The 23,047-nt window shown below is 71.5% G+C and carries 20 protein-coding genes and 1 pseudogene; 9 read left to right on the top strand and 12 right to left on the bottom strand.

Annotated elements, in window-relative coordinates; all coding sequences use genetic code 11:
* Positions 1–93: 93 nt before the first annotated feature.
* Entirely contained in the window at positions 94–2,301 is a 2,208-nt protein-coding gene (locus AB0H84_RS24840; RefSeq protein WP_357608501.1) for a glycogen debranching N-terminal domain-containing protein, read from the top strand.
* Here the strand turns inward: AB0H84_RS24840 and AB0H84_RS24835 are convergent.
* Genes AB0H84_RS24835 through AB0H84_RS24820 form a run of 4 tightly spaced genes read right to left on the bottom strand, consistent with a single transcriptional unit; the run spans position 2,276 to position 5,821 of the window.
* Positions 2,276–3,106, bottom strand: coding sequence for a carbohydrate ABC transporter permease (locus AB0H84_RS24835; RefSeq protein ID WP_357608499.1), 831 nt, complete (start codon positions 3,104–3,106; stop codon positions 2,276–2,278). The two genes, AB0H84_RS24840 and AB0H84_RS24835, sit on opposite strands and share 26 nt — an antisense overlap.
* Positions 3,103–4,038 (bottom strand): sugar ABC transporter permease, encoded by a 936-nt coding sequence (locus AB0H84_RS24830; RefSeq protein WP_357608496.1) that lies wholly within the window; start codon positions 4,036–4,038, stop codon positions 3,103–3,105. Before AB0H84_RS24830 ends, AB0H84_RS24835 begins: the two co-directional genes overlap by 4 nt.
* Positions 4,038–5,336, bottom strand: a complete 1,299-nt coding sequence (locus AB0H84_RS24825; RefSeq protein ID WP_357608493.1) for an extracellular solute-binding protein — start codon at positions 5,334–5,336, stop codon at positions 4,038–4,040. Before AB0H84_RS24825 ends, AB0H84_RS24830 begins: the two co-directional genes overlap by 1 nt.
* Positions 5,333–5,821: a hypothetical protein gene (locus tag AB0H84_RS24820; protein WP_357608490.1), complete on the bottom strand. Its 489-nt coding sequence runs from the start codon at positions 5,819–5,821 to the stop codon at positions 5,333–5,335. Before AB0H84_RS24820 ends, AB0H84_RS24825 begins: the two co-directional genes overlap by 4 nt.
* A gap of 560 nt (positions 5,822–6,381) precedes the next feature.
* On the opposite strand from AB0H84_RS24820, the gene AB0H84_RS24815 reads away from it, so the two are divergent.
* The 4 genes from AB0H84_RS24815 to AB0H84_RS24800 are packed head-to-tail and all read left to right on the top strand — an operon-like array spanning position 6,382 to position 12,660.
* Entirely contained in the window at positions 6,382–8,139 is a 1,758-nt protein-coding gene (locus tag AB0H84_RS24815) for an ATP-binding protein (RefSeq protein ID WP_357608487.1), read from the top strand.
* A gap of 14 nt (positions 8,140–8,153) precedes the next feature.
* A complete protein-coding gene (locus tag AB0H84_RS24810; RefSeq protein ID WP_357608484.1) occupies positions 8,154–9,293 on the top strand; it encodes an exonuclease SbcCD subunit D in 1,140 nt (379 codons plus the stop codon).
* Positions 9,293–11,719 (top strand): SMC family ATPase, encoded by a 2,427-nt coding sequence (locus AB0H84_RS24805; protein WP_357608481.1) that lies wholly within the window; start codon positions 9,293–9,295, stop codon positions 11,717–11,719. Before AB0H84_RS24810 ends, AB0H84_RS24805 begins: the two co-directional genes overlap by 1 nt.
* On the top strand, positions 11,716–12,660 hold the full coding sequence (locus tag AB0H84_RS24800; RefSeq protein WP_357608478.1) for a hypothetical protein: 945 nt from the start codon (positions 11,716–11,718) through the stop codon (positions 12,658–12,660). The genes AB0H84_RS24805 and AB0H84_RS24800 overlap by 4 nt, the downstream gene beginning before the upstream one ends.
* A gap of 79 nt (positions 12,661–12,739) precedes the next feature.
* On the opposite strand, the gene AB0H84_RS24795 is transcribed toward AB0H84_RS24800, so the two are convergent.
* Positions 12,740–13,045 carry a hypothetical protein gene (locus AB0H84_RS24795; protein WP_357608475.1) on the bottom strand — a complete coding sequence of 102 codons (306 nt, stop codon included), beginning with the start codon at positions 13,043–13,045 and terminating at the stop codon, positions 12,740–12,742.
* Positions 13,046–13,499: 454 nt separating this feature from the next.
* On the opposite strand from AB0H84_RS24795, the gene AB0H84_RS24790 reads away from it, so the two are divergent.
* On the top strand, positions 13,500–14,669 hold the full coding sequence (locus AB0H84_RS24790; protein ID WP_357608473.1) for an Ig-like domain-containing protein: 1,170 nt from the start codon (positions 13,500–13,502) through the stop codon (positions 14,667–14,669).
* Positions 14,670–14,743: 74 nt separating this feature from the next.
* Here the strand turns inward: AB0H84_RS24790 and AB0H84_RS24785 are convergent, their stop codons facing one another.
* From AB0H84_RS24785 to AB0H84_RS24765, 5 genes are all read right to left on the bottom strand, one after another.
* Positions 14,744–15,163: a cupin domain-containing protein gene (locus AB0H84_RS24785; RefSeq protein WP_357608470.1), complete on the bottom strand. Its 420-nt coding sequence runs from the start codon at positions 15,161–15,163 to the stop codon at positions 14,744–14,746.
* Positions 15,164–15,412: 249 nt separating this feature from the next.
* Positions 15,413–16,321, bottom strand: coding sequence for an RNA polymerase sigma-70 factor (locus tag AB0H84_RS24780; RefSeq protein WP_357608467.1), 909 nt, complete (start codon positions 16,319–16,321; stop codon positions 15,413–15,415).
* A 273-nt stretch (positions 16,322–16,594) separates the two neighbouring features.
* A complete protein-coding gene (locus AB0H84_RS24775; protein ID WP_357608465.1) occupies positions 16,595–16,825 on the bottom strand; it encodes a hypothetical protein in 231 nt (76 codons plus the stop codon).
* 36 nt (positions 16,826–16,861) lie between these two features.
* Positions 16,862–17,614, bottom strand: coding sequence for an SDR family oxidoreductase (locus AB0H84_RS24770; protein WP_357608462.1), 753 nt, complete (start codon positions 17,612–17,614; stop codon positions 16,862–16,864).
* A gap of 165 nt (positions 17,615–17,779) precedes the next feature.
* Positions 17,780–18,334, bottom strand: coding sequence for a YceI family protein (locus AB0H84_RS24765; protein WP_357608459.1), 555 nt, complete (start codon positions 18,332–18,334; stop codon positions 17,780–17,782).
* A 101-nt stretch (positions 18,335–18,435) separates the two neighbouring features.
* Between AB0H84_RS24765 and AB0H84_RS24760 the strand changes: the two genes are divergently transcribed.
* On the top strand, positions 18,436–19,287 hold the full coding sequence (locus tag AB0H84_RS24760; RefSeq protein ID WP_357608457.1) for a helix-turn-helix transcriptional regulator: 852 nt from the start codon (positions 18,436–18,438) through the stop codon (positions 19,285–19,287).
* Positions 19,288–19,323: 36 nt separating this feature from the next.
* Here the strand turns inward: AB0H84_RS24760 and AB0H84_RS24755 are convergent, their stop codons facing one another.
* Positions 19,324–19,890, bottom strand: coding sequence for a TetR family transcriptional regulator (locus tag AB0H84_RS24755; RefSeq protein ID WP_357608454.1), 567 nt, complete (start codon positions 19,888–19,890; stop codon positions 19,324–19,326).
* Positions 19,891–19,972: 82 nt separating this feature from the next.
* Here AB0H84_RS24755 and AB0H84_RS24750 point away from each other — a divergent pair, with 82 nt between their 5' ends.
* Positions 19,973–20,908 carry an SDR family oxidoreductase gene (locus AB0H84_RS24750; protein ID WP_357608452.1) on the top strand — a complete coding sequence of 312 codons (936 nt, stop codon included), beginning with the start codon at positions 19,973–19,975 and terminating at the stop codon, positions 20,906–20,908.
* Positions 20,909–21,039: 131 nt separating this feature from the next.
* Here the strand turns inward: AB0H84_RS24750 and AB0H84_RS24745 are convergent, their stop codons facing one another.
* Positions 21,040–22,398, bottom strand: a complete 1,359-nt coding sequence (locus AB0H84_RS24745) for an OFA family MFS transporter (protein ID WP_357609031.1) — start codon at positions 22,396–22,398, stop codon at positions 21,040–21,042.
* Between the two features lie 178 nt (positions 22,399–22,576).
* On the opposite strand from AB0H84_RS24745, the pseudogene AB0H84_RS24740 reads away from it, so the two are divergent.
* Positions 22,577–23,047: pseudogene (locus AB0H84_RS24740) on the top strand (FAD-binding monooxygenase); the annotation flags it as partial.

Genomic DNA, 23,047 nt, shown 5'->3' with positions numbered 1-23,047 from the left:
TCAAAGTTTGCGGAGTGTTTCGAAATCTGCACCCCCGGCGACCTTCTGTCAAGACCTGCCGTTGATCATCGACCCGACCCCAGGGGAGTCCTAGTGCTTCAGCCGCTGCTGCACGATCTGGTCAGCACCGTCATGGCGCCGGCGAGCGCGCTGAGCGACGCCGACGGCCAGATCCGCCCGGCCGGCGTTCAGGGGCTCTTCTACGCGGACCGCCGGGTGCTCTCCCAGGCCCGGCTGCTCGTGGACGGGCGGGAGCCGGAGTCCGTCGGGCACGCGTCCGCCGGCGCCGGTCGCGACCGCTTCGTGTCGCTCGCCCGCTGGCTCGGCGACCCAACGGCCGATCCCACGGTCCGGCTGGACCGGCTGCGGGAGCTTTCGCCGTACGGGATGAGCGAGCAGGTGGTGATCACCTCCACGGCGTCGTCGCCCGTGACAGCCACGGTCACGGTCGAGCTGTCCTGCGACTTCGCGGCCATCGACGCGGTCAAGTCCGGCCACCCCGGCACCCCGGCCCGCGCGACCGCCGCCGGCCAGGGCCGCCTGACCTGGCGCTCCGACACCACCCACGTAACTGTCACCGGCGAAGACGCTTCGACACCGGTCGCGGCCCCGGCCGGGGGATCCGGCGGCCCGCGAGCGGGCGACGGCACCGAGCCCCGTGGACGTGACGGCGCCGGAGCCGGTGCCACCGGGGGAGTGGAGGGCGGCGCGGCCTACCGCGTGGCGGACGGTGTTGACGCGGCGGGCGTGGCGTCGTTGCGGTGGGAGGTGAGTCTGCCGCCGCGCGGGCAGGTGACGTTGCGCTGGCAGGTCGCCGTCGAGGACCCCGCCGCCGTCGTCGTGACCCCCGCGGCCGCCCTCGAATGGAGCCCGCCGCGCGTCACCGCATCCGACCGGCGCATCACCAGGCTGCTCGACCAGTCGCTCGAGGACCTCAGGTCGCTCCGGCTGGCCGAGCCGGGAGCGCCCGGTGACACGTTCCTCGGGGCGGGAGCCCCCTGGTTCCTGACCCTCTTCGGCAGGGACAGCATCTGGGCGGCGCGCATGCTGCTCCCCCTCGGCACCCGGCTGGCCGCGGGCACCCTGCGCGTGCTGGCCCGCCGCCAGGGCAGGCGGCTCGACCCGGACACGGGGGAGGCCCCCGGAAAGATCATGCATGAGCTGCGCAGGGAGGCGTTCGAGCTGGCGGGCCAGGAAGGACGGCTGCCCGCCGCCTACTACGGCACCATCGACGCCACCCCGCTCTGGATCAGCCTGCTGCACGACGCCTGGCGCTGGGGCATGCCGCCGTCCGAGGTCGAGGAGCTGCTGCCGCACCTGCGGGCCGCGCTGGGCTGGCTCGCCGACCACGCCGACCCCGACGGCGACGGGTTCGTCGAGTACGTCGACGCCAGCGGACACGGCCTGGCCAACCAGGGCTGGAAGGACTCCGGCGACTCGGTGCGCTTCCACGACGGCCGCCAGGCCGAGCCGCCGATCGCGCTGGTCGAGGTCCAGGGCTACGCGCACCAGGCCGCCCTGCACGGGGCCGCCCTGCTGGACGCCTTCGACCTGCCGGGGGCGGCCAGGTGGCGCGAGTACGCGGCGGCGCTGGCCGAGAGGTTCCGCGCCGCGTTCTGGGTCGACGGGCCGCAGGGCCGCTTCCCGGCGCTCGCCCTCGACCGCGACAAGCGCCCGGTGAACGCCCTCACCAGCAACATCGGCCACCTCCTCGGCACCGGCCTGCTGTCGTGGGCGGAGTCCGCCCGGGTCGCCGATCTGCTGGCGTCTCCCGGCATGGCGGAGGGGTTCGGGCTGCGCACGATGTCGTCGCGTGAGGGCGGGTTCAGCCCGCTGTCGTACCACTGCGGATCCGTCTGGCCCCACGACACGGCCATCGTCATCGCCGCCCTGGCCAGGGAGGGCTTCGGCGAGCAGGCGGCCACCCTCGCCGAGGGGCTGCTGGCGGCGGCCGAGTCGTTCGGCTACCGGCTGCCGGAGCTGTACGCGGGCGACGCCAGGGACCAGGTGGGCCGCCCGGTCGCCTACCCCGCCGCCTGCCGCCCCCAGGCCTGGTCGGCCGCCGCCGCGCTCACGATCGCCCACGCGGCCCTGGGCCTCTACCCCGACGTGCCGGCGGGCCGGGCATACGTGCGCCCGCTGTCCGGCGCGCCCCTGGGAGCGCTGACCCTCGCCGGACTGCGGGTGGCGGGCACGGAGGTCGAGGTGCGGGTCGACCACGACGGCAGGGCCGCGGTCACCGGCCTGCCGCCGGACCTCCACCTCGAAGAGGCCGTCAGCCCTTGGTCGCGCCGCCCGTGAGGCCCTTGACGAACTGCTTCTGCAGCAGCAGGTAGAAGAGCAGGATCGGCAGCGTGGCCAGGAACATGAGGGCGAACATGCCGCCGAAGTCCGCGGCGTACTGGCCGAGCGACTTGTACACGCCCGTCATGATCGTCGTGCCCTCGCGCGGCCCGTAGATGATCAGCGGGTTGAGGAAGTCGTTCCAGATCCACACGCCGAGGAAGATCAGCACGCTGGCGGTGGCCGGCCGCAGCAGCGGGAAGACGACGCGCCAGAACGTCTGCCACCGCGTCGCCCCGTCGATCGCGGCCGCCTCCTCCAGCTCGCGCGGGATCCCCTTCATGAACCCCGAGAAGACGAACACCCCGAACGGCACGTAGTAGCCGACGTTGAACAGGATGAGGCCCTGGAGCGTGGACATCAGCCCGAGCGACTTGAGCACCTGCGTGACCGGGATGAGGATGACCTGCGGCGGGATCATCAGCCCGCACAGCAGCAGCACCATGACGGCCCGCGACCACCACTGGCCGTGCCGCGCCAGGTAGTGGCCGAGCATCGCCGACAGCAGCGTCAGGATGACGATCGACAGCGAGGTGACCACGACGCTGGTGCGCAGCGACGACCAGAAGAGGCTGTCGGGGTCGGTCAGCACGCGGACGAGGTTGTCGAGGGTGGGCGGCGCGGGCAGCGCCATCGTGTCGCGCGCCACCTGACCGCTCGCCTTGAAGACGTTGATCAGCGCGATGTAGAGCGGGATGAAGAAGACGGCGCCGATGACCAGCGCGACCAGCGGGCGCACCCACGGCAGGCGGGACCCCGTCACAGCTGCACCTCCCTGCGCTGCAGGATCCGCAGCGTGATCACCGACAGAAGGGCGATGATGACGAGCATGACGACCGCCTCGGCGGAGGCGTAGCCGGTGCGGTTCTCCACGAACCCCTCCTGCAGGACGACGAACGCCACGCTGGCGGTCGTCCCCGTGCCCGGGCCGCCGTTCGTGATGACCTTGACGTGGTCGAAGATCTTGAACGCGGAGATCAGCAGGACGACCGTGTTGATGGTCAGCGCGGGCGCCAGCAGCGGCCAGGTGACCTTCCAGAAGCGCCGCAGCGGCCCGGCCCCGTCGATCGCGGCCGCCTCGGCCAGCTCCTGCGGCACCCCCTGCAGCCCGGCCAGGTAGACGACCACGCAGAACCCCAGCATCTGCCAGCAGACGATGGACGACAGCGAGTAGAGCGCGATGTCCGGGTCCGACAGCCAGCCCGGCGGCTCGCCGACCCCCAGGGCCCGCAGCCCCTGGTTGACCGGCCCGTCGTCGGCGAGCACGCGGGTCCAGATCACGCTGATGACCACCGAGCTGATCACCATGGGGGTGAAGAAGACGCTGCGCAGCGCGTTGTAGAGCCAGCCGCGCCGGTCGAGGACGACGGCGATGGCCACGCCGAGCACGTTCGGGACGATGACCACGATCAGGGAGAGGACGGTGGTGACCCGCAGCGAGTTCAGGAACGTGTCGTCCTTCAGCAGCAGCGCGTAGTTGCGCAGCCCGACGAACTGCGTGTTCGGCCTGAGCAGCGCCTGGTTGGTGAGGCTGTAGCCGACGCTCATGGCGATCGGCAGCAGCACCAGGCATGTGTAGACGAGCGTGCCTGGCGCCGCGAAGGTCAGGAAGTGCCACAGGCCCGGCAGCGCCGGCCGCCTGCTCCCAGGGCGGGTCAGCGCGCCGGGCCTGCGATGGGTGGTGCTGACGGCCATCAGCCGCTCTTCTCCCATTCGGTGTCGAGGAACGCCAGCGTCTGGTCCGTCGTCTTCTTGCCGCTGACCAGATCCTGCGCGGCCGACCAGAACTTGCCCTGCATGCCGGGCAGCATGGCCGCGTCGCCAGCCTCCCAGCCGAACGCCGGGACGGTCGCGTTCTGCTTGATCGCCTGCTGCCACAGGTCGTACACGGCCTTGAAGACCGGGCCGGTGGTGGACGGCGGCGTGTAGCCCTTGACGGCCGGGAACAGCGCGTCGGCCTTGACCGAGGCGTCCAGGTTCTCCCTGGTGAGCTGGAAGGCCAGCGCGAACTTCTTGGCCGCGGCCAGGTTCTTCGCGGTGGCGCTCACGGACAGGCCGCCGCCGGTGAACGCCGGCAGGTGCAGGCTCCCGTCATCGCTGGGCCAGGCGAACACGCCGATGTCGTCCTTCATGTCCGACTGGTCGGCGGCCGCGGCGAACCAGCTGCCCATCGGGTACATCGCGCCCTTGCCGGCCAGGAACGCCTCCTGCGTCTTGGGGTAGTCCTGGCCGATCTGCCGCTTGTCGATGTAGCCCTTCGCGGCGAGGTCGGCGAACTTCTGCGTGGCCGCCTTCATGGCCGGGTCGCCGGCGAAGGTGACCTGGCCGGCGCGGCGCTTGGCGATCCAGCCGGGCGTCCTGGCGTACAGGTCGGTGGCCAGGATGGCGGTCCACGGCTGGGAGGTGACGAACGCCCCGCCGCTGACGAACGGCGTGATCCCGGCGGCCTTGAGCTTCTCGGCGTCGGCGAGCAACTCGGCGTACGTCTTGGGCGGCGCCGCGATCCCGGCCGTCTTGAACAGCTTCTTGCTGTAGTAGACGTTCGGGATCGTCTGGGTGTTGGCCGGCAGCTGCAGCACCTTGCCGTTGACCGCGCCGCAGGTGGGGCAGAGGAAGTCTTTCAGCTCCTGCTCGGTCCAGGGCGCCAGGCTCGGCTCCAGGGCGATCAGGTCCTGCATGCCGATCTGCACGTCGGGCAGCTGCCCGGAGGCGGCCAGCTGCTTGGCGTAGTCGTTGCGCTCCGACTCCGACGGCGCGGCGACCAGCTCCACGTCGAGGTCGGGATCGGCCTTCGTCACCAGCGCCACCTGGGCCTTCCAGTACGACTCCGGCAGGTTCGGCGAGGGGAAGACGAGGAACGTGACCTTCTGCTTGCCGCCGGACGAGCCTCGGGAGGAGGGGGCGGCGGACGTGCCGGACGTACCGCTCGAACAGGCGCTCAGCGCCAACATGGCGGCCAGCGCGAGCGCACCGGACGCGGACAGCTTGTTCATGGTGAGCTTTCTTCGGTGGTGGGGGATGGGGGGTCGTCGCCGGTCGTCCGCTGGACGCCGTCGGCCTGCGTCACCGTGGCTTTCAGGCCGGTGGGAGCGGCCCCTTCGCTGCCCACCGGCCGCAGCCGGTAGGAGAAGGTGGTCCGCGGCATCGGGTCGGGATGCGTGTACGAGCTCTGCCCCGGCGGCACCGCAGCCCCCTGCTTACGCCAGAAGCGGATGCCGCTCCACTCGACCGAGGCGGGCCCCTGGCCGCCGGCCGTCCGGTGCGCGCCGAACTTGTCGTAGAAGCTGCCGCTCTCGCCCGACACCGTGTGCTTCAGCGACCCGTTGACGTAGGTGCGGTGGACGCCGCCGACCACGTGGACGGTGTTGACGCGGACCGTGGCGCCGATCGTCGCAGCCCGTGGCGATCGTGTCGCCGCCGTGCACCGCGTACAGCCGGCCGCCGCGCTCGACGGCGAGCATGAAGTCGCTGACGTCACCGCAGCCCCGCTCCTGGACGGTGAACGCGGGCGAGTACTCGGTCCAGGGCCCCGACCCGACGGGGCCGGCAAAGACGGGGAGGGCGGGCAGGGGCAGCCCCACGGTCAGCGCGCTCGTGATGAGTAATCGCATCGACCCTCCATTAGGAAACTTTCCTATCATGAGTCATAGGATCACTTTGCGCGTTACTGCGTCAAGGCCCTTGACCGGCTCCTGTGGCTGCTGTATTCATCGGATGTCTGGAGGGGTTTGCCTCCTGAGACTTCGTCGTAATTTCGGGGCCGCACTGGTCCTCGCCGTGGTCGTGAGCCTCTGCGCGGCGCCCGCCGACGCGGAGGTCCGGCATCCGCGGCGGTGATGCGGTCGCGGCGGGCACGATGCGGCTCGGGCAGACGCTGGAGGGCACGTGGACGCGGCCCGGCGCCAACACCATCAACGACGCGGCCGCCGCCCCCGACCTCGACCGGATCTCGCTCGGCTGACTGCTGAAATGAGCCGGACGCACCCCTGAGGCCGACTACGCTCCCTTAGAGCGGAATTCGTGGGGGCGGAGGGATGAGTGACGGTCAACGGGGCGGTGAACCATCAGGCGACGGAGGCGGCGTCCGCGTCCGGTGAGGCGGTCGGGCGGGTGCTCGGCACCCAGGCGGCCTCGCCGCTGTCGTTCTGGGTGGGGCTGGAGCCGGGCAAGGTCGTCCAGCTCGACGACGTGGTGGTGACCAGGCGGGAGGTGCCGGGCTACGGCCCGGTGCTGGTGGCCGGTGTGGTGACCACGGTGGAGGCCAGGCACGAGGGCGCCGCGTACGACTCCGACGTCTTCCTGATCGCCGACGGCGCGCTGCCGGCCGCGGTGGTCGAGGTGGCGGAGGTGCGGGTGACGAGGGTCGAGCCGGAGGTGTTCGTGCCGCCGCTGCCCGGCTCCAAGGTCTTCCTGGCCGGCGCGGGCGACCGTGACCAGGCTCTCTACTTCGACGTGATGGACCGGCGGATCCCCCTGGGGATGGGCCGCGACGGCCAGCCGCTCTACGTCAACTTCGACTTCCTCGACGGCACCCGCGGCGCGCACGTGTCGATCTCCGGCGTGTCGGGCGTGGCCACCAAGACCTCGTTCGCGACGTTCCTGCTCTACTCGATCTTCAATTCGGGGGTGCTGGAGGGCGAAGCGGCCAACACCAAGGCGTTGATCTTCTCGGTCAAGGGCGAGGACCTGCTCTTCCTCGACCACGACAACGTCCGGCTCGACGAGCGCGCCGCCGGCGTCTACGCCCGGCTGGGGCTGCCGGCCAGGGCGTTCGGCAGCGTTCACGTGTTCGCGCCGCCCCGCCCGGGCGACCCCAACGGCGTGCCGCACGTCTCGGCCCGCACGCAGGGGGTGAGCGCCTTCTACTGGACGCTGGTGGAGTTCTGCCAGGAGGAGCTGCTGCGGTTCGTGTTCGCCGACGCCGACGACGAGCGCGCCGGCTACTCCCTGCTGGTGGGGCAGGTCGCCGCCCGGCTGAAGGCGTGGGCCGAGCCGGTGGGCGACGGCGGCGCGGTCATGGTGCGCGGCGTCTCCTGCCGTACGTTCGCCGACCTCGTGGAGCTGCTCTCCGACCAGCTGCAGGACGAGAGCGCGCGCGGCGAGTGGACCGGCGCGCAGACGCCGCTCGGCACGGTCAACGCCTTCCTGCGCAGGCTGCGCAGCGCGGTGCGCCCGCTCTCCCCGATCATCCGGGGCGATCTGCCCTTCTACCGCAACCACTCGGTCCGCACCTCCGACGCGCAGGTGTCGATCGTGGACCTGCACAACCTGCCCGAGCGGGCGCAGCGGTTCGTGGTGGGCGTGGTGCTGCGCGGGGAGTTCCACCGCAAGGAGTCCTCGGGCACGGCCCGGCCGCTGCTCTTCGTGGTGCTGGACGAGCTGAACAAGTACGCGCCGCGCGAGGGCGACTCGCCCATCAAGGAGATCCTGCTGGACGTGGCCGAGCGGGGCCGCTCGCTCGGCGTCATCCTCATCGGTGCCCAGCAGACGGCCTCGGAGGTGGAGCGGCGCATCGTCTCCAACAGCGCCGTACGTGTCGCGGGCCGGCTGGACCCGGCCGAGGCCGCCCGCTCCGAGTACGGCTGGCTGCCTCCGGCCGTGCGGGAGCGCGCGACGATCGCCAAGCCGGGCACCATGTTCGTCGCCCAGCCGGAGATCCCGGTGCCGCTGGCCGTCGCGTTCCCCTTCCCCGCCTGGGCGACCCGGCCCGCCGAGGCCGCGACCCAGCCGGCGAAGGTCTCGGCCGATCCGTTCCAGGGCCTGCCCGGCGTCGAAGACGACATCCCGCCCTTCTGACCACAGGTGGTTTCGTGAAGATCCTGCACACCGCGGACTGGCATGTGGGCAAGGTGCTCAAGGGCCGTCCCCGCTTCGACGAGCACCGGGCCGTGCTGCGCGAGCTGGTCGCCGCCGCCCGCACCCACGACGTGGACGCCGTCATCGTGGCCGGCGACCTGTTCGATACCTCGGCGCCCACGCCCGAGGCGCAGTCGCTCGTGCTCAACGCGCTGATGGCGCTGCGCGGCGACGGCCGCGACGTGGTGGTGCTGGCCGGCAACCACGACAACCCGCAGCTGCTGGAGGTCTACCGGCCCGTGCTGGGCAAGCTCGGCCTGCACGTGATCGGCTCGTTCCGGCGCCCCGACGCGGGCGGCACGCTCGCCTTCACGGCGCGCTCGGGGGAGCCGGTGCGGCTGGCGGTCCTGCCGTTCCTGTCGCACCGGTACGTCGTACGCGCCGCCGAGGTCCTCACCGGCACCGCCTCCGACCACAACCGCGACTACGCCTCCCGCATCGGCGAGCTGATCGGCGCCCTCACCGCGGGCTTCCACGCCGACACCGTCAACCTGGTCACCACCCACGGCACGCTCCCGGGCGGCGCGTTCGGCGGCGGCGAGCGGGAGGCGCAGTCGATCTTCTCCTACTACTTCGAGCCGACCGCGTTCCCGCCCGCCACCCAGTACGCCGCCCTCGGCCACCTGCACCGCCGCCAGCAGATCCCCGGCCCGTGCCCGATCTGGTACAGCGGCTCGCCGCTCAACGTGGACTTCGGCGAGGAGGGCAACACCCCGGGCGCGCTGCTCGTCGAGGTCACCCCTGGGCGGCCCGCCGTGGTCAGCGAGCTGACCTTCGCCTCGGCCCGCCGCCTCCGCACCGTGCGCGGCACGCTGGAGCAGCTCGAGGGCATCGAGCCGGGTGACGACTGGCTGAAGGTGATCGTGGAGGAGAAGCCGCGCGTCGGCCTGGCCGACGACGTGCGCGAGCTGCTGTCCGGCGCCGTCGACGTCATGCTGGACGAGAAGTTCCGGCCGGTGCCCGCCACCCGCAGGACCGGCTCGGGCGAGCGCAGCCCGCGCGAGCTGTTCCGCGACTACCTGACCGCGACCGGCCGCCACGACGAACAGGTGGCCACGCTGTTCGACCGGCTCTACGACGAGGTGACCGGCTGATGCGCCCCCTGCTGCTCCACCTGGACCACTTCGGCAGCTTCCGCGAGCCGGTGACCGTCGACTTCTCCGACACCGAGTACTTCGCGCTCGTCGGCCCGACCGGCGCGGGCAAGAGCACGATCATCGACGCGATCTGCTTCGCCCTGTACGGCACCGTGCCCCGCTGGGGCAGGGAGAACGCCGTCGCCCACGCCCTGGCCCCGTCGGTCACCGCCGGCAAGGTGGCGATGGTGTTCGACAGCGACGGCCGGCGCTACGGCGTGGTCCGCGCGATGGTGCGCGACGCCAAGGGGGCGGTGCGCACCAAGGAGGCCAGGCTCGACGAGCTGGACGCCGCCGCGCCGCTCGCGGAGGCGTTCGACGCGGTGGTCAAGCCGGTCGCCGAGGGCGAGAACGTCACCCCGGAGGCGCAGCGGGTGACCGGGCTGGAGTACCGCTTCTTCACGCAGTGCGTGGTGTTGCCGCAGGGCCGCTTCGCCGAGTTCCTGCACGCCGCGCCGCGCGAGCGGCAGGACCTGCTGGTGCAGCTGCTCGACGCCGACGTCTACGAGCGGATCAGGCAGAGCGCCGCCCGCGAGGAGGAGGCCGCCAAGCAGGCCGCCTCCTTCGCCCGCGACCAGCTCGCCAAGCTCTCCGGCGCGACGGAGGAGGCCGAGCGCGAGCTGGCCGAGCGGCTGGCGGCGCTGCGGCGGCTGGCCGAGACCATCGGCGCCGACCTGGACCTGCTGCGGGCCCGCGAGGGCGACATCCGGCGCGCCGAGCAGGAGCGCTCCGCCGTCGCCGAACGCCAGTCGGTGCTCTCCCAGCTCCGCATGCCCGCCGCCGTCGCGACCCTGGCCGCGGCCCGCCGCGCCGCCGCCGAGTCGGTCGAGACGATGGCCGCCGACGTGGCCCGGCTGGAGGCCGACGAGCACGAGGCGTACGAGGCGCTGGCCGCGCTCGGCGACCGCGGCGCGCCCCGGGCGGCGCTGGCCGCCCTGGACGCCCGCGAACGCCTGCAGGCGGAGGCCACCCGCGCCCGCGCCGCCGCCACGTCGGCCGCCGCGTCACTCGAGGGCCTGGCCGCCGAGCGGACCGCCGCCGACCAGGCGCTCGCCACAGCCGAGGCCCAGCGCGAACGCCTGCGCGACGCCCACGCCGCCGCCCACCTGCTCAACCGGCTCGCCGTCGGCGAGCCCTGCCCGGTCTGCCGGCACCCGGTCGCCGAGCTGCCCCATCACGAGCCGCCCGCCGACATGCGCACCGCCGACCGCGCCCTGACAGGCGCCCGCGAACGCGCCCAGCGCGCCGGAGCCGCCTGCGCCAAGGCCGAGACCTCGGCGTCGATGCTGGCCACGCAGGCCGCCCGGCTGGAGGCGGAGCTCGCCGCGCTGCCCGCGCCCGGCGACCGGGCCGAGCTCGAGGCGCGGCTGGCCGCCATCGCCAAGGCCGACCAGCTGACCACCCAGGCGCGCAACGCCGTACGCGCCGCACGCGGCGGCCTCGAGGAGGCGCGGGCCGCGGCCGAGCAGGTCGAGCGCCAGGCCGAGAGCGCCTGGCGCACCCTGGAGGCCGCCCGCGACCGGCTGCTCGTCTCCGGCACCCAGGACGACCCGCCCCCACCCCTCGCCCGCGAGGACCTGCACCGGGCCTGGACGGAGCTGCTCGGCTGGCGCGACCGCGCCGCCCAGGCCGCCCGCGCCGCGCTCGCCGAACGGGAGGAGCAGCTCGCCCAGGCCCGCGACCGGCTCGCCGCCGACCGCCGCAGGCTGGTCGAGCGCCTGGCCGAGCACGGCGTCGTCACGCCGCGCGACGCCTCTCCCGACCAGCTCGGCGCCGCCGTCGCCGGCTCCGTCGCCCGCGCCGACAGCGCACTCGAACGCCTCAAGGAGGAACGCGGGCGCGCCGCCGACCTGGACAAGCAGGTCGCCCAGAAGGAGCACGAGGCCAAGGTCGCCCACGAGCTCGCTCTCCGCCTGCGCGCCAACGCCTTCGAACGCTGGCTGTGCGCCGAGGCCCTCGCCGTGCTCGTGGCCTCCGCCTCCGACACGCTGCGCGAGCTCTCCGACGGCCAGTACGAGCTGGCGCTCGCCGACAAGACCGGCGACATCGAGGTCATCGACTACGGCGAGGCCGGCATGCGGCGCAGCGCCCGCACCCTGTCCGGCGGCGAGACCTTCCAGGCCGCCCTCGCCCTGGCGCTGGCCCTGTCCGGCGCCGTCGCCAGGAGGCTCGACTCGATCTTCCTGGACGAGGGCTTCGGCACCCTCGACCCCGCCACGCTCGACACCGTCGCCACCACTCTCGAACGCCTCGCCGCCGGCCAGGAACGCATGATCGGCGTCGTCACCCACGTGCCCGCGCTGGCCGACCGCGTCCCGATCCGCTTCGAGGTCAGCCGCGACGGCAAGGGCTCGCACGTAAGGAAGGCGACCGTCGCTCCATGACCGGTTTCACCGTCGACCCGTGGGACCCCGGCTACGCCGCCGCCCTCGCCGTCGAGAACCTCTCCGAGCTGGGCACCACCAGCGCCGAGCTGATCCTCGACATCGAGCAGCCGGCCGCCGACTGGAAACCCGTCACGCCCGGACCCGACGCCTCCGCGCCCGAGACCCTGCTCGTCGCCGACGGCGTCCGCAGGATCGACGCCCGCGTCTGGGTCCACGATCCCGACGCGCCCATGCCGGTCCCCGGCATCGCCGCCTCCTACGCGGCCGGGATCGTCCGCTGCGGGCCGGACGGCGCCGATCTGGCGGAGATCCAGGTCAACCGGACGCTCATCTCCGCCTCTCCGTACGCGCCCGAGGTCAAGACCACCCACGCCACCTACCACCCCAGCAAGGCCGCGGACGCCTCCTTCGAGGAGCTCTCCCTGGCGCTGCAGCGGCAGGTCACGCAGCTCGAGGTGGACCTGGCCGTCCGGCACCGCAACCGCGGCGACGACCTGCTCCTGGTGGACGGGCCGCTGCGGGGGCGTACGCACGTGCCGCGCACGGTCGGCTACATCAAGACCCACCACACCGCCTACCTGCCGCCGCCCCAGTCCGCAGTGGTCGCCGCCCTCAGTCCCGGCCAGCGCACCCCCGTGTTTCTCATGGGCACGAGCTGGCGGCGGCACGCCTGGTACCTGCGGCTCCCCGTCCAGTCGTCCGCCCCATGGGCGGGCGTGGCCCGCTGCGAGGCCAGCGCCGACCTCGACCCGGCCCAGGCCGTACGGCTGGCCGACTCCGTCACCCTCGCCCTGCCACCGCTGGCGGGCGTCGACTACAAGGACCCCCGCGCCCCGCAGAACCTGATCCCGATCGGCGGCCTGGAGAAACTCCTGCGCCACCACCTGGGCGACAGCCGCCTGCTCTACCGCGCACTGCGCACGGCCGCGACAGGCTAGGGAGCACAGGCACTCGGCGCGGCGGCCCGCTCCTCCTCGGGGAGGGGCGGGCCGTTCGTGCGTCCGGATCCCGTCAGCGTCACTCGACGGGCTTGTGGTGGTCGTGGTCGTGGTCGAAGTCCTCCTTCTCCCACCGGTCCCTGTCGAACTCCCTCTCGCTGAAGAAGTCCCTGCGGTGGTCGAAGTTGAAGCTGTTGTTGCGGTTGAAGATCTGGACGTCCGCTTCCTCGAAGTTGCGGTGGCGGTGCGGGCGGTGATGCACGATCTTCTTCTGTACGTGGACGCGCGGCGCGGCCTGCGGCGCCGGCGCCGGCGGGCCGCCTGCCTGGACGGCGGGGAAGCCCGTGCTCGCTCCGGCCACCCCCTGGCCGAAGGGAAGGAACATGAGACCGGCGGCTGCGCCGGTAAGAGCTAGTGCCACGAACCGCCCATGGCGTGAGGTCCGTGACCGCCGACTTTCAGTATTCACTGCTCGTTTCCGTTCATTGGATGGACGGCCGGAAATCCGGCAGCCGCCATTTCGGTGGCGTATTCGGATTCGCCAGGCACTCAGACGGAAGCAGACATACCCCTACCAGATACTCAGAGTTACCTGTTAAACCCCAAACAACCCGTAAAACCTATGAGGGGTTATACAGCCATTATTTTGATGTTTGACACGCCGCCTCCCGATGCTGGCTGGGAGCGGGGTCTCGGCGGCTCGACTGATGGTCGACACGGTCCAGTTCGGGAGCGACGTGCATGATTACGGTCAGTTATGGGCACAACGGACTTCGTATCATTAAGAGGCTGTCTAGCCTGAAATATGCCCATTTGTCGGGGGACTGGAGGCATCGGCCATGCGGAGTGGCGGACCCATATTCGTCGGCACGTTCACGGTGGTGCTGCTCGTGACCGCAGGCTGCACCTCGGGCGGCTCCGACACGCCGTCCGAGAGGCGGGGCCTGGCGGCCAAGCTGACGATCACCCCTGCCGACGGCGCGAGGAAGGTCTCCCCGGACGCCGGGATCAACGTCAAGGTCACCGACGGCAGGATCATCAGGCTGACGGTCGCGGACGCCAAGGGACAGGAGGTCAGCGGGAGCGCGGGCACCGACGGGACGTGGCGGCCGTGGTGGCCGTTGAAGCCGGCGACCGCGTACACGGTGAACGTGCAGGCCATCGGCACGGACGGGAAGCCGGTCATGGCGCGGGCCGGGTTCACCACGCTCAAGCCCAAGCGGGTGCTGGGCACCGGCCTGTCACCGATGGACGGCGAGAAAGTCGGCGTCGGGATGCCGATCCAGCTCACGCTGACGCGGCCGCTGACCGCGCGGGAGGACCGGGCCGCGGTCGAGCGGTCGCTGGAGGTACGGATGTCCAAGCCGGTCGAGGGCGCCTGGAGCTGGGTGAGCGACCGGGAGGTCCAGTTCCGGCCGCGCGAGTACTGGCCGACCGGCGAGAAGGTCACGGTGGTCGCCCACCTGGCCGGGCTACGGGTCGGACGGGACCTGTGGGGCACCCAGGACCGCGGCGTGACCTTCACCGTCGGCCCCGAGCACATCACCAAGATCCGCAACGCGACGCACCAGGCGGTCGTGCGGAAGAACGGCAAGGTCGTCAAGACCATCCCGGTCAGCCTGGGCAAGCCCGGCGACGAGAGCTACTCCGGCATCATGATCGCGCAGGAGAAGGCCGCGGACGTCCTCATGGACTCGGCCACCATCGGCAGGCCGGGCCTGTACTACGCGCACACCAAGTGGAACGTCAGGATGACCTACAGCGGCACGTACTTCCACGCCGCGCCCTGGTCGGTCGACGCGCAGGGCAGCCGCAACGTCAGCCACGGCTGCGTGAACGCCAGCACGGCCAACGCCCACTGGTTCTACAAGTTCACGCAACGGGGGGACATCATCAAGATCGTGGGAACGTCGCGCAAGCTCGAGTTCGGCAACGGGCCGACGCCGTGGGCGAAGTCGTGGGACGACTGGCTGGCGGGCAGCGCCCTCGGCACGTCGATCAACGCCTGAGCCTCGTCTCGGCCGCCGCCACGTGAAGCCCCGCCCCGGTGGGGGCCGGGGCGCCACCGTGCCGAACAGACGGATCAGCCGGCGGTGGGACGCGGGGCGCGCAGGTGGGCCCGCTGCGCCAGTTCCTCCTCGTCGACGTACGTGAGCATCGGCTGGCCCGGCTCGCACAGCATGAACACGACGAACTTGGTCGGCGCGTCCGGCAGGGCGTTGCCGTCCTGGTAGTGGATCACGTCGCCGCCCGGCTCCCAGAACGTCTCACCGGCCTCGATCACGCGCTCCGGCTCACCCTCGAGCTCGAACCGGACCGCACCCTCGATCACGTAACCGAACGCCGGCCCCGAGTGGCGGTGCGGAGCGGCGCCGGGATGCCCGGGAGGCCACTCGACGAGCACGGTCATCCCCGAAGCGCCTTCGGGGATGGAGGGCGGCTGGATGTCCGCCAGCATCCTGGGTCCGGACGCGATTCCGGCCCCTGGGTCCTTCTTCGACACGGTATTGCACCTCCGTAAGCCTGCCCGGAACGGACGATCTCGCCTCGGCCACCCTTCTCCGGGCCGGTGGGCCGGCGGTGACCGTGCTCGTCGATTCCGGTGTCACACGACTTGCTCCGCAGGAGAGACAGAGTGCGGCCCGCGTCTGTGACAGTCCGTGCGAGTTGTGCCTCGCGACGTCGCCTCCGGCGCGTCCCCTGCGGAGCACGGCCTCCTGGCCATTACCTGTGGTACCCACATACGCGCTGGTCAGATCGGCCTGAGGGCGCGTTTCGCGAACGCGTCGAGTTTGGCCGGGTTGACGATCCACATGACGTGGTGGATGCCCTGCGGCGAGGCGTCGATGGTGAGGAGGGCGACGTCGGTGCGGTTGCGGGGGACGAGCACAGCGGCGCGCCCGTTCGCTTCCACCCCCGTCAATGCGGTGCCCGGCCAGAATCGTGGCGCGTACGCGGCGAGGAACTTCGCCACGCGCGCGCTCCCCAGCAGCGGGAACCGCGCCGCCCCGGCGATGCCGCCGCCGTCGGAGGAGCTGACGACGTCCGCCGCGAAGAGGTCTTCGAGGGCGGCGACGTTCCCCGTCCGGGCGGCGTCGAGAAAGACCTTCAGCAGGCGCCGATGCTCGATCTTGTCGATGGGTTCGTGCCGTGCGGCGGTCAGATGCCTGCGGGCGCGGCTCACGAGCTGGCGGGCATAGACCGCGCTGACCTGAAGGATCTCCGCGATCTGCGGATAGGGGTAGACGAAGGCCTCGCGCAGCACATAGGCGGCCCGCTCGGTGGGGGTGAGCCTCTCGAGCAGCAGCAGGAAGGCGAGTTCGAGCGCTTCGCCCCGTTCCGCGCCCAGGGTGGGGTCGTTGCTGGTGTCCACGGGTTCGGGGAGCCACGGCCCGATGTAGGCTTCGCGCCGCGCGCGAGCGGACTGGGCGACGTTGATGGCCAGGCGCGTGGTGATCAACGCCAGGAAGGCAGAGGGGTTCTGGATGGTGGAGCGGTCGGTGTTCTGCCAGCGCAACCAGACTTCCTGAAGGATGTCCTCGGCTTCCATCACGCTGCCGAGCATCCGGTAGGCGATGCCGAACAGGCGCGGGCGCAGCTCGACGAAGGCGGAAGCAGCCTGTTCGAGCGCGCCTGCCTGTTCCAGAGATCGCGTGTGCATGGTTTCCCCCGCCTTGGCGGCACCGGCGCCAAGGTGTCACATCGATTCCGCTGCCGGCCGGCGGCTCTTCACCACCGGCCGATGACCCCGGCACACGGCCGGACATGCCCCGCTAAGTCCCGTACGCGGCCGGATGGCGGCGGCGGCCACGGCGTCGGGCTGGGACGCCCTCAGCCCGTCGGTCAGGGCGCCGCCCAGGGTGCTGCCCTTTAACCAACGTACCGAACAGCGGCAGCACGCTCTCGCCGGGGCCGGGGGAAAGGCGTCCATCGGTCATGCGCCGTGATCGCCGGGCCGGTAGTGGTCCTCGAGCGCCTCCACCGCGCCGAGCAGACCCCGCAGGCCGATCTCCTCGCGCTCGACGTCCGTCGGATCGAAGAGCCATTCGGTGACCGGCAGGCCGGCGACCTCCTCCGGACGGCTCGCCTCCACCAAGGTCACTTCCGCCTCCACCTCGACCTCGAGCTCATACAGAAAGTCGTCGCCGCTCGGAGCAGCGCTCATCATTCCTCCATGCGTGTGTTGAGTGGATCTGGGCGGCTACTTGGCGGCGTTCTGCGCGAGCCAGTCGCGGTATCGGATCTCGCCGAGAATCGCGCCCTCACCCGGCACCAGTGTCCGCTCGCCCGGCACGCTGCCGTAGTAGGGCGCCTCCGGGTCGGCGACCACCGTGCGCGGGTCGCCCCACGCGGCCAGGGCCTCGCGGAAGAACTCGTCCATCCGGGACCGCTCCGGCCCGGCCACCTCGATCCGGCCGTTCAGCGGCTGCCCCACCGCGACCCGGCCGACCGCCTGCGCGACCTCTTCGCCCGCGATGGGCTGGTAGAGCACGGGCGTGATCCGTACGGAGTCGCCGTCCGTGGCCGCGTCGGCGATGGTGCGGGTGAACTCGAAGAACTGGGTGGCGTGGACGATCGAGAACGGGATCCCCGACTTCTCGATCAGGCCCTCCTGCGCGACCTTCGCCGCGAAGTAGCCGTTCTCCGGCATCCGCTCCGTTCCCACCACCGACAGCGCGACATGGTGACCGACCCCGGCCGCCGCCTCCGCCGCCAGGAGATTGCTCGTGGAGGTCTCGAAGAACTCCATCACCGCGGCGGGCTCGAATGACGGCGAGTTCGACACGTCGATCACCACCTGCGCACCCGCCAGCACCTCCGCCAGCCCTTCCCCGGTGAGGGTGTTGACACCGGTGCTCGGCGCCGCGGCCACCGCCTCGTGCCCGTGCTCATCCAGCTTCGCCACCAGCTTCGACCCGATCAGGCCGGTCCCTCCGACCACGACGACCTTCATGGCAGAAACCCTTCTGTCCGCGCCGAGGCACCCGCGTGCCAACCGGTCCGCCAGCTAAGACAGGGCAGCCTCCGGGCTTGTGACAGGTAGCGGGAAGATTCTTTCCACAGTGGAAATCGCCGCCCGGTCGGCACGGGTGCGCCGCGAGACCTACCTCCGGAGGTGTTACTCGGGCTCGACGAACTGCATGTCGAGGTGGATCTTCACGGAGTCACCGAGGACGGCGAGGGCGAAGCCGAGACCGAAGTCGCTCCGGCGGATCTCGCCCTTCGCCTCGAATCCGGCGTGCCTGCGTCCGTCCACGATGGACTCCTCGACCCCGCCGAACTCGACGTCGAAGGCGACGGACCGGGTCACCTCGCCGATGGTGAGGTCGCCCTCCATGATCCAGTCGCTGCCCTGGCCCTCGATCCTGGTGGAGCGGAACGCCATGGCCGGGCGGTTGGCGACGTCGAGCATGTCGGGGCCGCTCACATGGGCGTCGCGGTCGGTGTTGCCGGTGTCGATCGAGTCGAGCGCGACGGTGGCGTTGACCGAGCAGCTGCCGGGGGTGTCGCCGACGGTGAGGTCGGCCTCGAAGCGCCCGAACTGGCCCCGCACCTTCGAGATGCCGAGGTGGCGGATCGTGAAGCCGACCGCCGAGTGGTACGGGTCCAGGGTCCACTGCCCGGCGGTGAGCGGCAGAGCGTTCGTGGTCGTCGTGATGCTCTTGGAAGTCATGTCCCCAAACCTGGCCCGGGCGGCGGCGCGTAGGGAGGCCGGGCTGAGGCTGGCCCTGGCAGGGCGATGATGAGCGCACCGCGGATCGGTAGGTTGCGGGTGTGAGTGAGAACGAACTGGGCGCGTTCCTGCGGAGCCGCCGGGAGGCCGTCAGTCCCGCCGACGTCGGTCTCCCCGCCGGATACCGGCGGCGGACCCCGGGGCTGCGCCGCGCCGAACTGGCCACGCTCGCGGGGATCAGCGTCGAGTACCTCGCACGGCTGGAACAGGGCCGTGACCGGCATCCATCGCCGCAGGTGCTCGGCGCGCTCGCCGAGGCCATGCGGATGTCCACCGACGAGCGTTTCCACCTCAGGCTCCTGGCGAAGGCAACCGAAGGCGGCAGTTCCTACGTCTGTCCTTCGGCCCAGCCGCCGGTCGTGTCCATCCGGCCGACGGTGCGGGCGCTGCTCGACAAGCTGGAACCCGCCCCGGCGGTGCTGATCAACCGGATGACGCAGGTGCTCGCGTACACCACGGGCTTCGAGCACCTGGCCCGGCCCACCGGGCTCCTGGATGCGGCCGAGCCCAGCTTCGCGCGGTTCGTCTTCACCGACCCGCGCGCCCGCGACGTCCACCCCGACTGGGACGCCGTCGCGACCCAGCAGGTCGCCATCCTCAAGTGCGCCGCCGGTCTCGCCGACCCGCACGTGGCGGCCCTCGTCGACGAGCTCACCGTCACGGCCGGCGGGCCCTTCGTCGAGCGGCTGACGACGCCGGGCATCCCCGAGCGGGCCGGCGTCCAGCGCTGGGCGCACCCGGAGGCCGGGGAGCTGCGCCTCGCGTATGAGGCCCTCGAACTCGCCGACGACCAGCGCCTGATCGCCTACCTTCCGGCGGACGAGGCGTCGTCGGCCGCGCTCGATCGCCTGACCGGCCGCCACCTCGGCACGCTCCGCGTCGTCAACAGCTGAGCGGCGATTTGCCGGGCCGGTTCGCCCCATCGATGGTCATCTGCCGGCGGTGACGGCTTTCAGCTCCTCGAGTGACTCCCGGATGACCTGCGGGAAGTCCGACTGGGCGGAGGCGCTGACCCAGCGTTCGAACGCGATCCTGAAGACGGCGATCCCCGCCTCGGCGGCCAGGTCGGCGGCCGGGTCCGTGACGCCGCGCCGGCGCAACGCGTCGGCGAGCGCCGCGGCCAACCGGGCGAGCTTGATCAGCTCGCGTTCGCGGAGCTCGGCGTGCGCGGCGATGATGGCCTGCCGCTGCCGGGCGCGGTCGCGCCGCTCCTGGAGCAGGGCGGCGGCGGCCTCGAGGGCGCCTGCTATCGCGTCGATCGGCGCCGTGGCATCGGGCGCGCCGGCGACCGCGTCCTCGAGGTGCTGCTGCAGCGTGCGGGAGCCCGAGAACAGCACCTCGCGCTTGTCGGCGAAGTGCCGGAAGAACGTGCGCTCCGTCAGTCCCGCGCGCTTGGCGATCTCCGCCACCGTGGTCTGCTCGAACCCGCGCTCGGTGTAGAGCTCCATCGCCGCCTGCTCGAGGCGGCCCCGCGCGTTCGGCTCCCATCGACCCATGCGTCGAATCCTACCTTGATGACAGCGACTGACATCAGTGCTAGCTTGATGACAGTCACTGACATCGATGGGAGTTCTTCTCATGCGCGTATTCGTCACCGGCGCGTCCGGCTGGATCGGCTCCGCCGTCGTACCCGAGCTGATCGGCGCGGGCCATCAGGTCGTCGGCCTGGCACGCTCGGACGCCTCGGCCGCCGCCCTCGCCGCGGCCGGGGCACAGGTGCGTCGCGGCACCCTCGACGACCTCGACGGCCTGCGGCGTGCCGCCGCCGAGTCGGACGGCGTGATCCACCTCGCGTTCAAGCACGACATCGCCTTCTCCGGGAACTACCAGGGCGCCGCAGACGCGGATCGCCTCGCCGTCGAGACCTTCGGCGAGGCGCTCGCGGGCTCCGGCCGGCCGCTCGTCATCGCCTCCGGGCTGCTCGGGCTCACACCGGGACAGGTGGCGACCGAACAGGACGGGCGTGACCCGGACCCGGCGGCGCGTCGGAGCCGCGGCCCGCAGGGTCGGCTGGCCACCGCGCAGCTGACGCTCTCCCTCGCCTCCCGCGACGTCCGCTCGTCCGTCGTACGACTCGCCCCGACGGTGCACGGCGAAGGAGACCCCGGCTTCATGGCGACCCTGGTCGGCGTCGCCCGCGCCAAGGGCGTCTCCGGTTACCCCGGCGACGGCTCCAACCGCTGGCCGGCCGTGCACCAGCTCGACGCCGCGCACCTGTTCCGCCTGGCGCTGGAGCGTGCCCCGGCTGGAACGGTGCTGCACGCCGCCGCCGACGAGGGCGTGCCGATCCGTGACATCGCCGAAGTGATCGGCCGCCACCTCGACCTGCCGGTGGTCTCGATCCCGCGCGAGGAGGCAGGCGAGCACTTCGGCTGGCTGGCCGGCTTCCTCGCGAGCGACAGCCCCGCCTCGAGCACGCTGACCCAGGAGTCGCTGGGCTGGCGGCCGGCGCATCCCGGGCTCATCGACGACCTCGACAAAGGCCACTACTTCACCAGCACGTCCGCCGCCTGACCAAGCCGCTGGAGCTTTGGAGTGCTAACCCATTAGCTGGGTCAGCTTCAGCACCAGCTCGTACACGCCGAAGGCGAAGGGCAGGCCGACCCAGGCCCACGCCAGCACCATCAGAGCGGTCCGCCGGGAGCTCATCGCGCCTGCCCTTCCACCGCCAGCCGCTCGGCGGGCTTCTCGTGGTACTTCTCGCTCACCGGCCGGATCAGCTCGTTGGCGACCAGCCCCACCCCCAGCAGCCCGATCATGATGTAGAGGGAGGTGGTGTAGAGCGCGGGCCCGGACCTGCCCGCCGCCTTCTGCGCGTCGGCGACGGCGTTCACGATGAGCGGGCCGAGCACGCCGGCGGTGGACCACGCGGTGAGCAGGCGGCCGTGGATCGCGCCGACCTGGAAGGTGCCGAAGAGGTCCTTCAGGTACGCCGGGACCGTCGCGAAGCCGCCGCCGTAGAAGGAGAGGATGCCCAGCGCGCACACGATGAACAGCGGCTTCGAGGAGTTGCCCGCCAGCGCGATCACCAGGTAGAGCAGCGCGCCCACGCCCAGGTAGACGCGGTACATGTTCTTGCGCCCGATCAGGTCCGAGGTGGACGACCAGACGAACCGGCCGGTCATGTTCGCCAGTGACAGCAGCGCCACGAAACCGGCGGCCGCCCCCACGGCGACCGGCGTGGCCGTGCCGGTGAAGAAGTCCCTGATCATGGGCGCGGCCTTCTCCAGGATCCCGATGCCCGCGGTGACGTTGCAGCACAGCACGATCCACAGGCAGTAGAACTGCGGGGTGCGGATCGCGTTGCGGGCCGAGACGTCCGCGTCCGTGACCAGCGGGCGGGCCGCGACCGCGGGCGGCGTCCACCCGCGCGGCGACCAGCCCTCCGGCGGGACGCGCACCAGCAGCACGCCCATCGACATGAAGACCGCGTAGACCACGCCGTGCACCAGGAACGTGCCGGCGATCCCGCCCGTGCCCGTGCCGAACGACTCCAGCATCTGCGCCGACCACGGCGAGGCGATGAGGGCCCCGCCGCCGAACCCCATGATCGCGATGCCGGTGGCCATGCCGGGCCGGTCGGGGAACCACTTGATCAGCGTGGAGACGGGGGAGATGTAGCCGATGCCGAGCCCGATCCCGCCCACGAACCCGTACCCGAGCACCACCAGCCAGTACTGCCGGGTGGCCACGCCCAGCGCGGACAGCAGGAACCCGGAGGAGAAGCAGGACATCGAGACGAACATCGCCCACCGCGGCCCGTTGCGCTCCACCAGCGTGCCGCCGAAGGCCGCCGACAGGCCGAGCATGACGATGCCCAGCTGGAACGGCAGGGCGCTCTGTGTGCCCGACAGCTGGAGCGCCGACTCAAGCGGGGGCTTGAACACGCTCCACGCGTACGCCTGCCCGATCGCCAGGTGGACGGAGAGCGCCGCGGGCGGCACCAGCCACCGGCTCCAGCCCGGGTCCGCCACGATGCGGGAACGGTCAAGGAATCTTGTCACCACGTGTCACGCGTACCACATACCGTATGCAGCATTGGAGCTCCTTACGGCGAGCGGTCCGAAATCAGCGACGAACGGGTCCCTTGCTCCAGACCGTCGCCCCTGCCGAAGGGTCGCAGGCACGAAATCGCTACTCTATGTGATAATTGAAGCGCACTGCGTCACAACGGGGGTTCTTGTGAAGATTGCCTGCGTCGGCGGCGGGCCCGCCAGCCTGTACTTCTCGATCCTGATGAAACGGGCCGATCCGGCCCATGACATCACCGTCTACGAACGCAATCCGGCCGGATCGACGTACGGCTGGGGTGTGACGTACTGGGACGAACTCCTGAGCAACCTGTACTTCGCCGATCCCGAATCCGCCCAGATCGTCAGGGAGAACTCCGTCCGCTGGGACAGCTGGGTGGCGCACATCCACCAACGGGCCACGGTGACGGCGAACGACTCGGACGTCGGCTACGGCATCGGCCGGCACCAGTTGCTGGCCGTCCTGGCCGAGCGGGCCCGCTCCCTCGGCGTGCGCATCGAGTACGAGCACGAGATCACCCACGAGGACGAACTGGCCGGCGCCGACCTCATCGTGGCCGGCGACGGCATCAACAGCACCCTGCGCGAACGCCACGCCGCCCACTTCGGCACCCAGATCACA

This window comes from Nonomuraea sp. NPDC050786 (assembly GCF_040654115.1).
In the GTDB taxonomy this organism is placed as follows: domain Bacteria; phylum Actinomycetota; class Actinomycetes; order Streptosporangiales; family Streptosporangiaceae; genus Nonomuraea.
The sequence above is the reverse complement of the archived record's forward strand: the minus strand, read 5'-3'. Positions and strand labels throughout refer to the sequence as shown.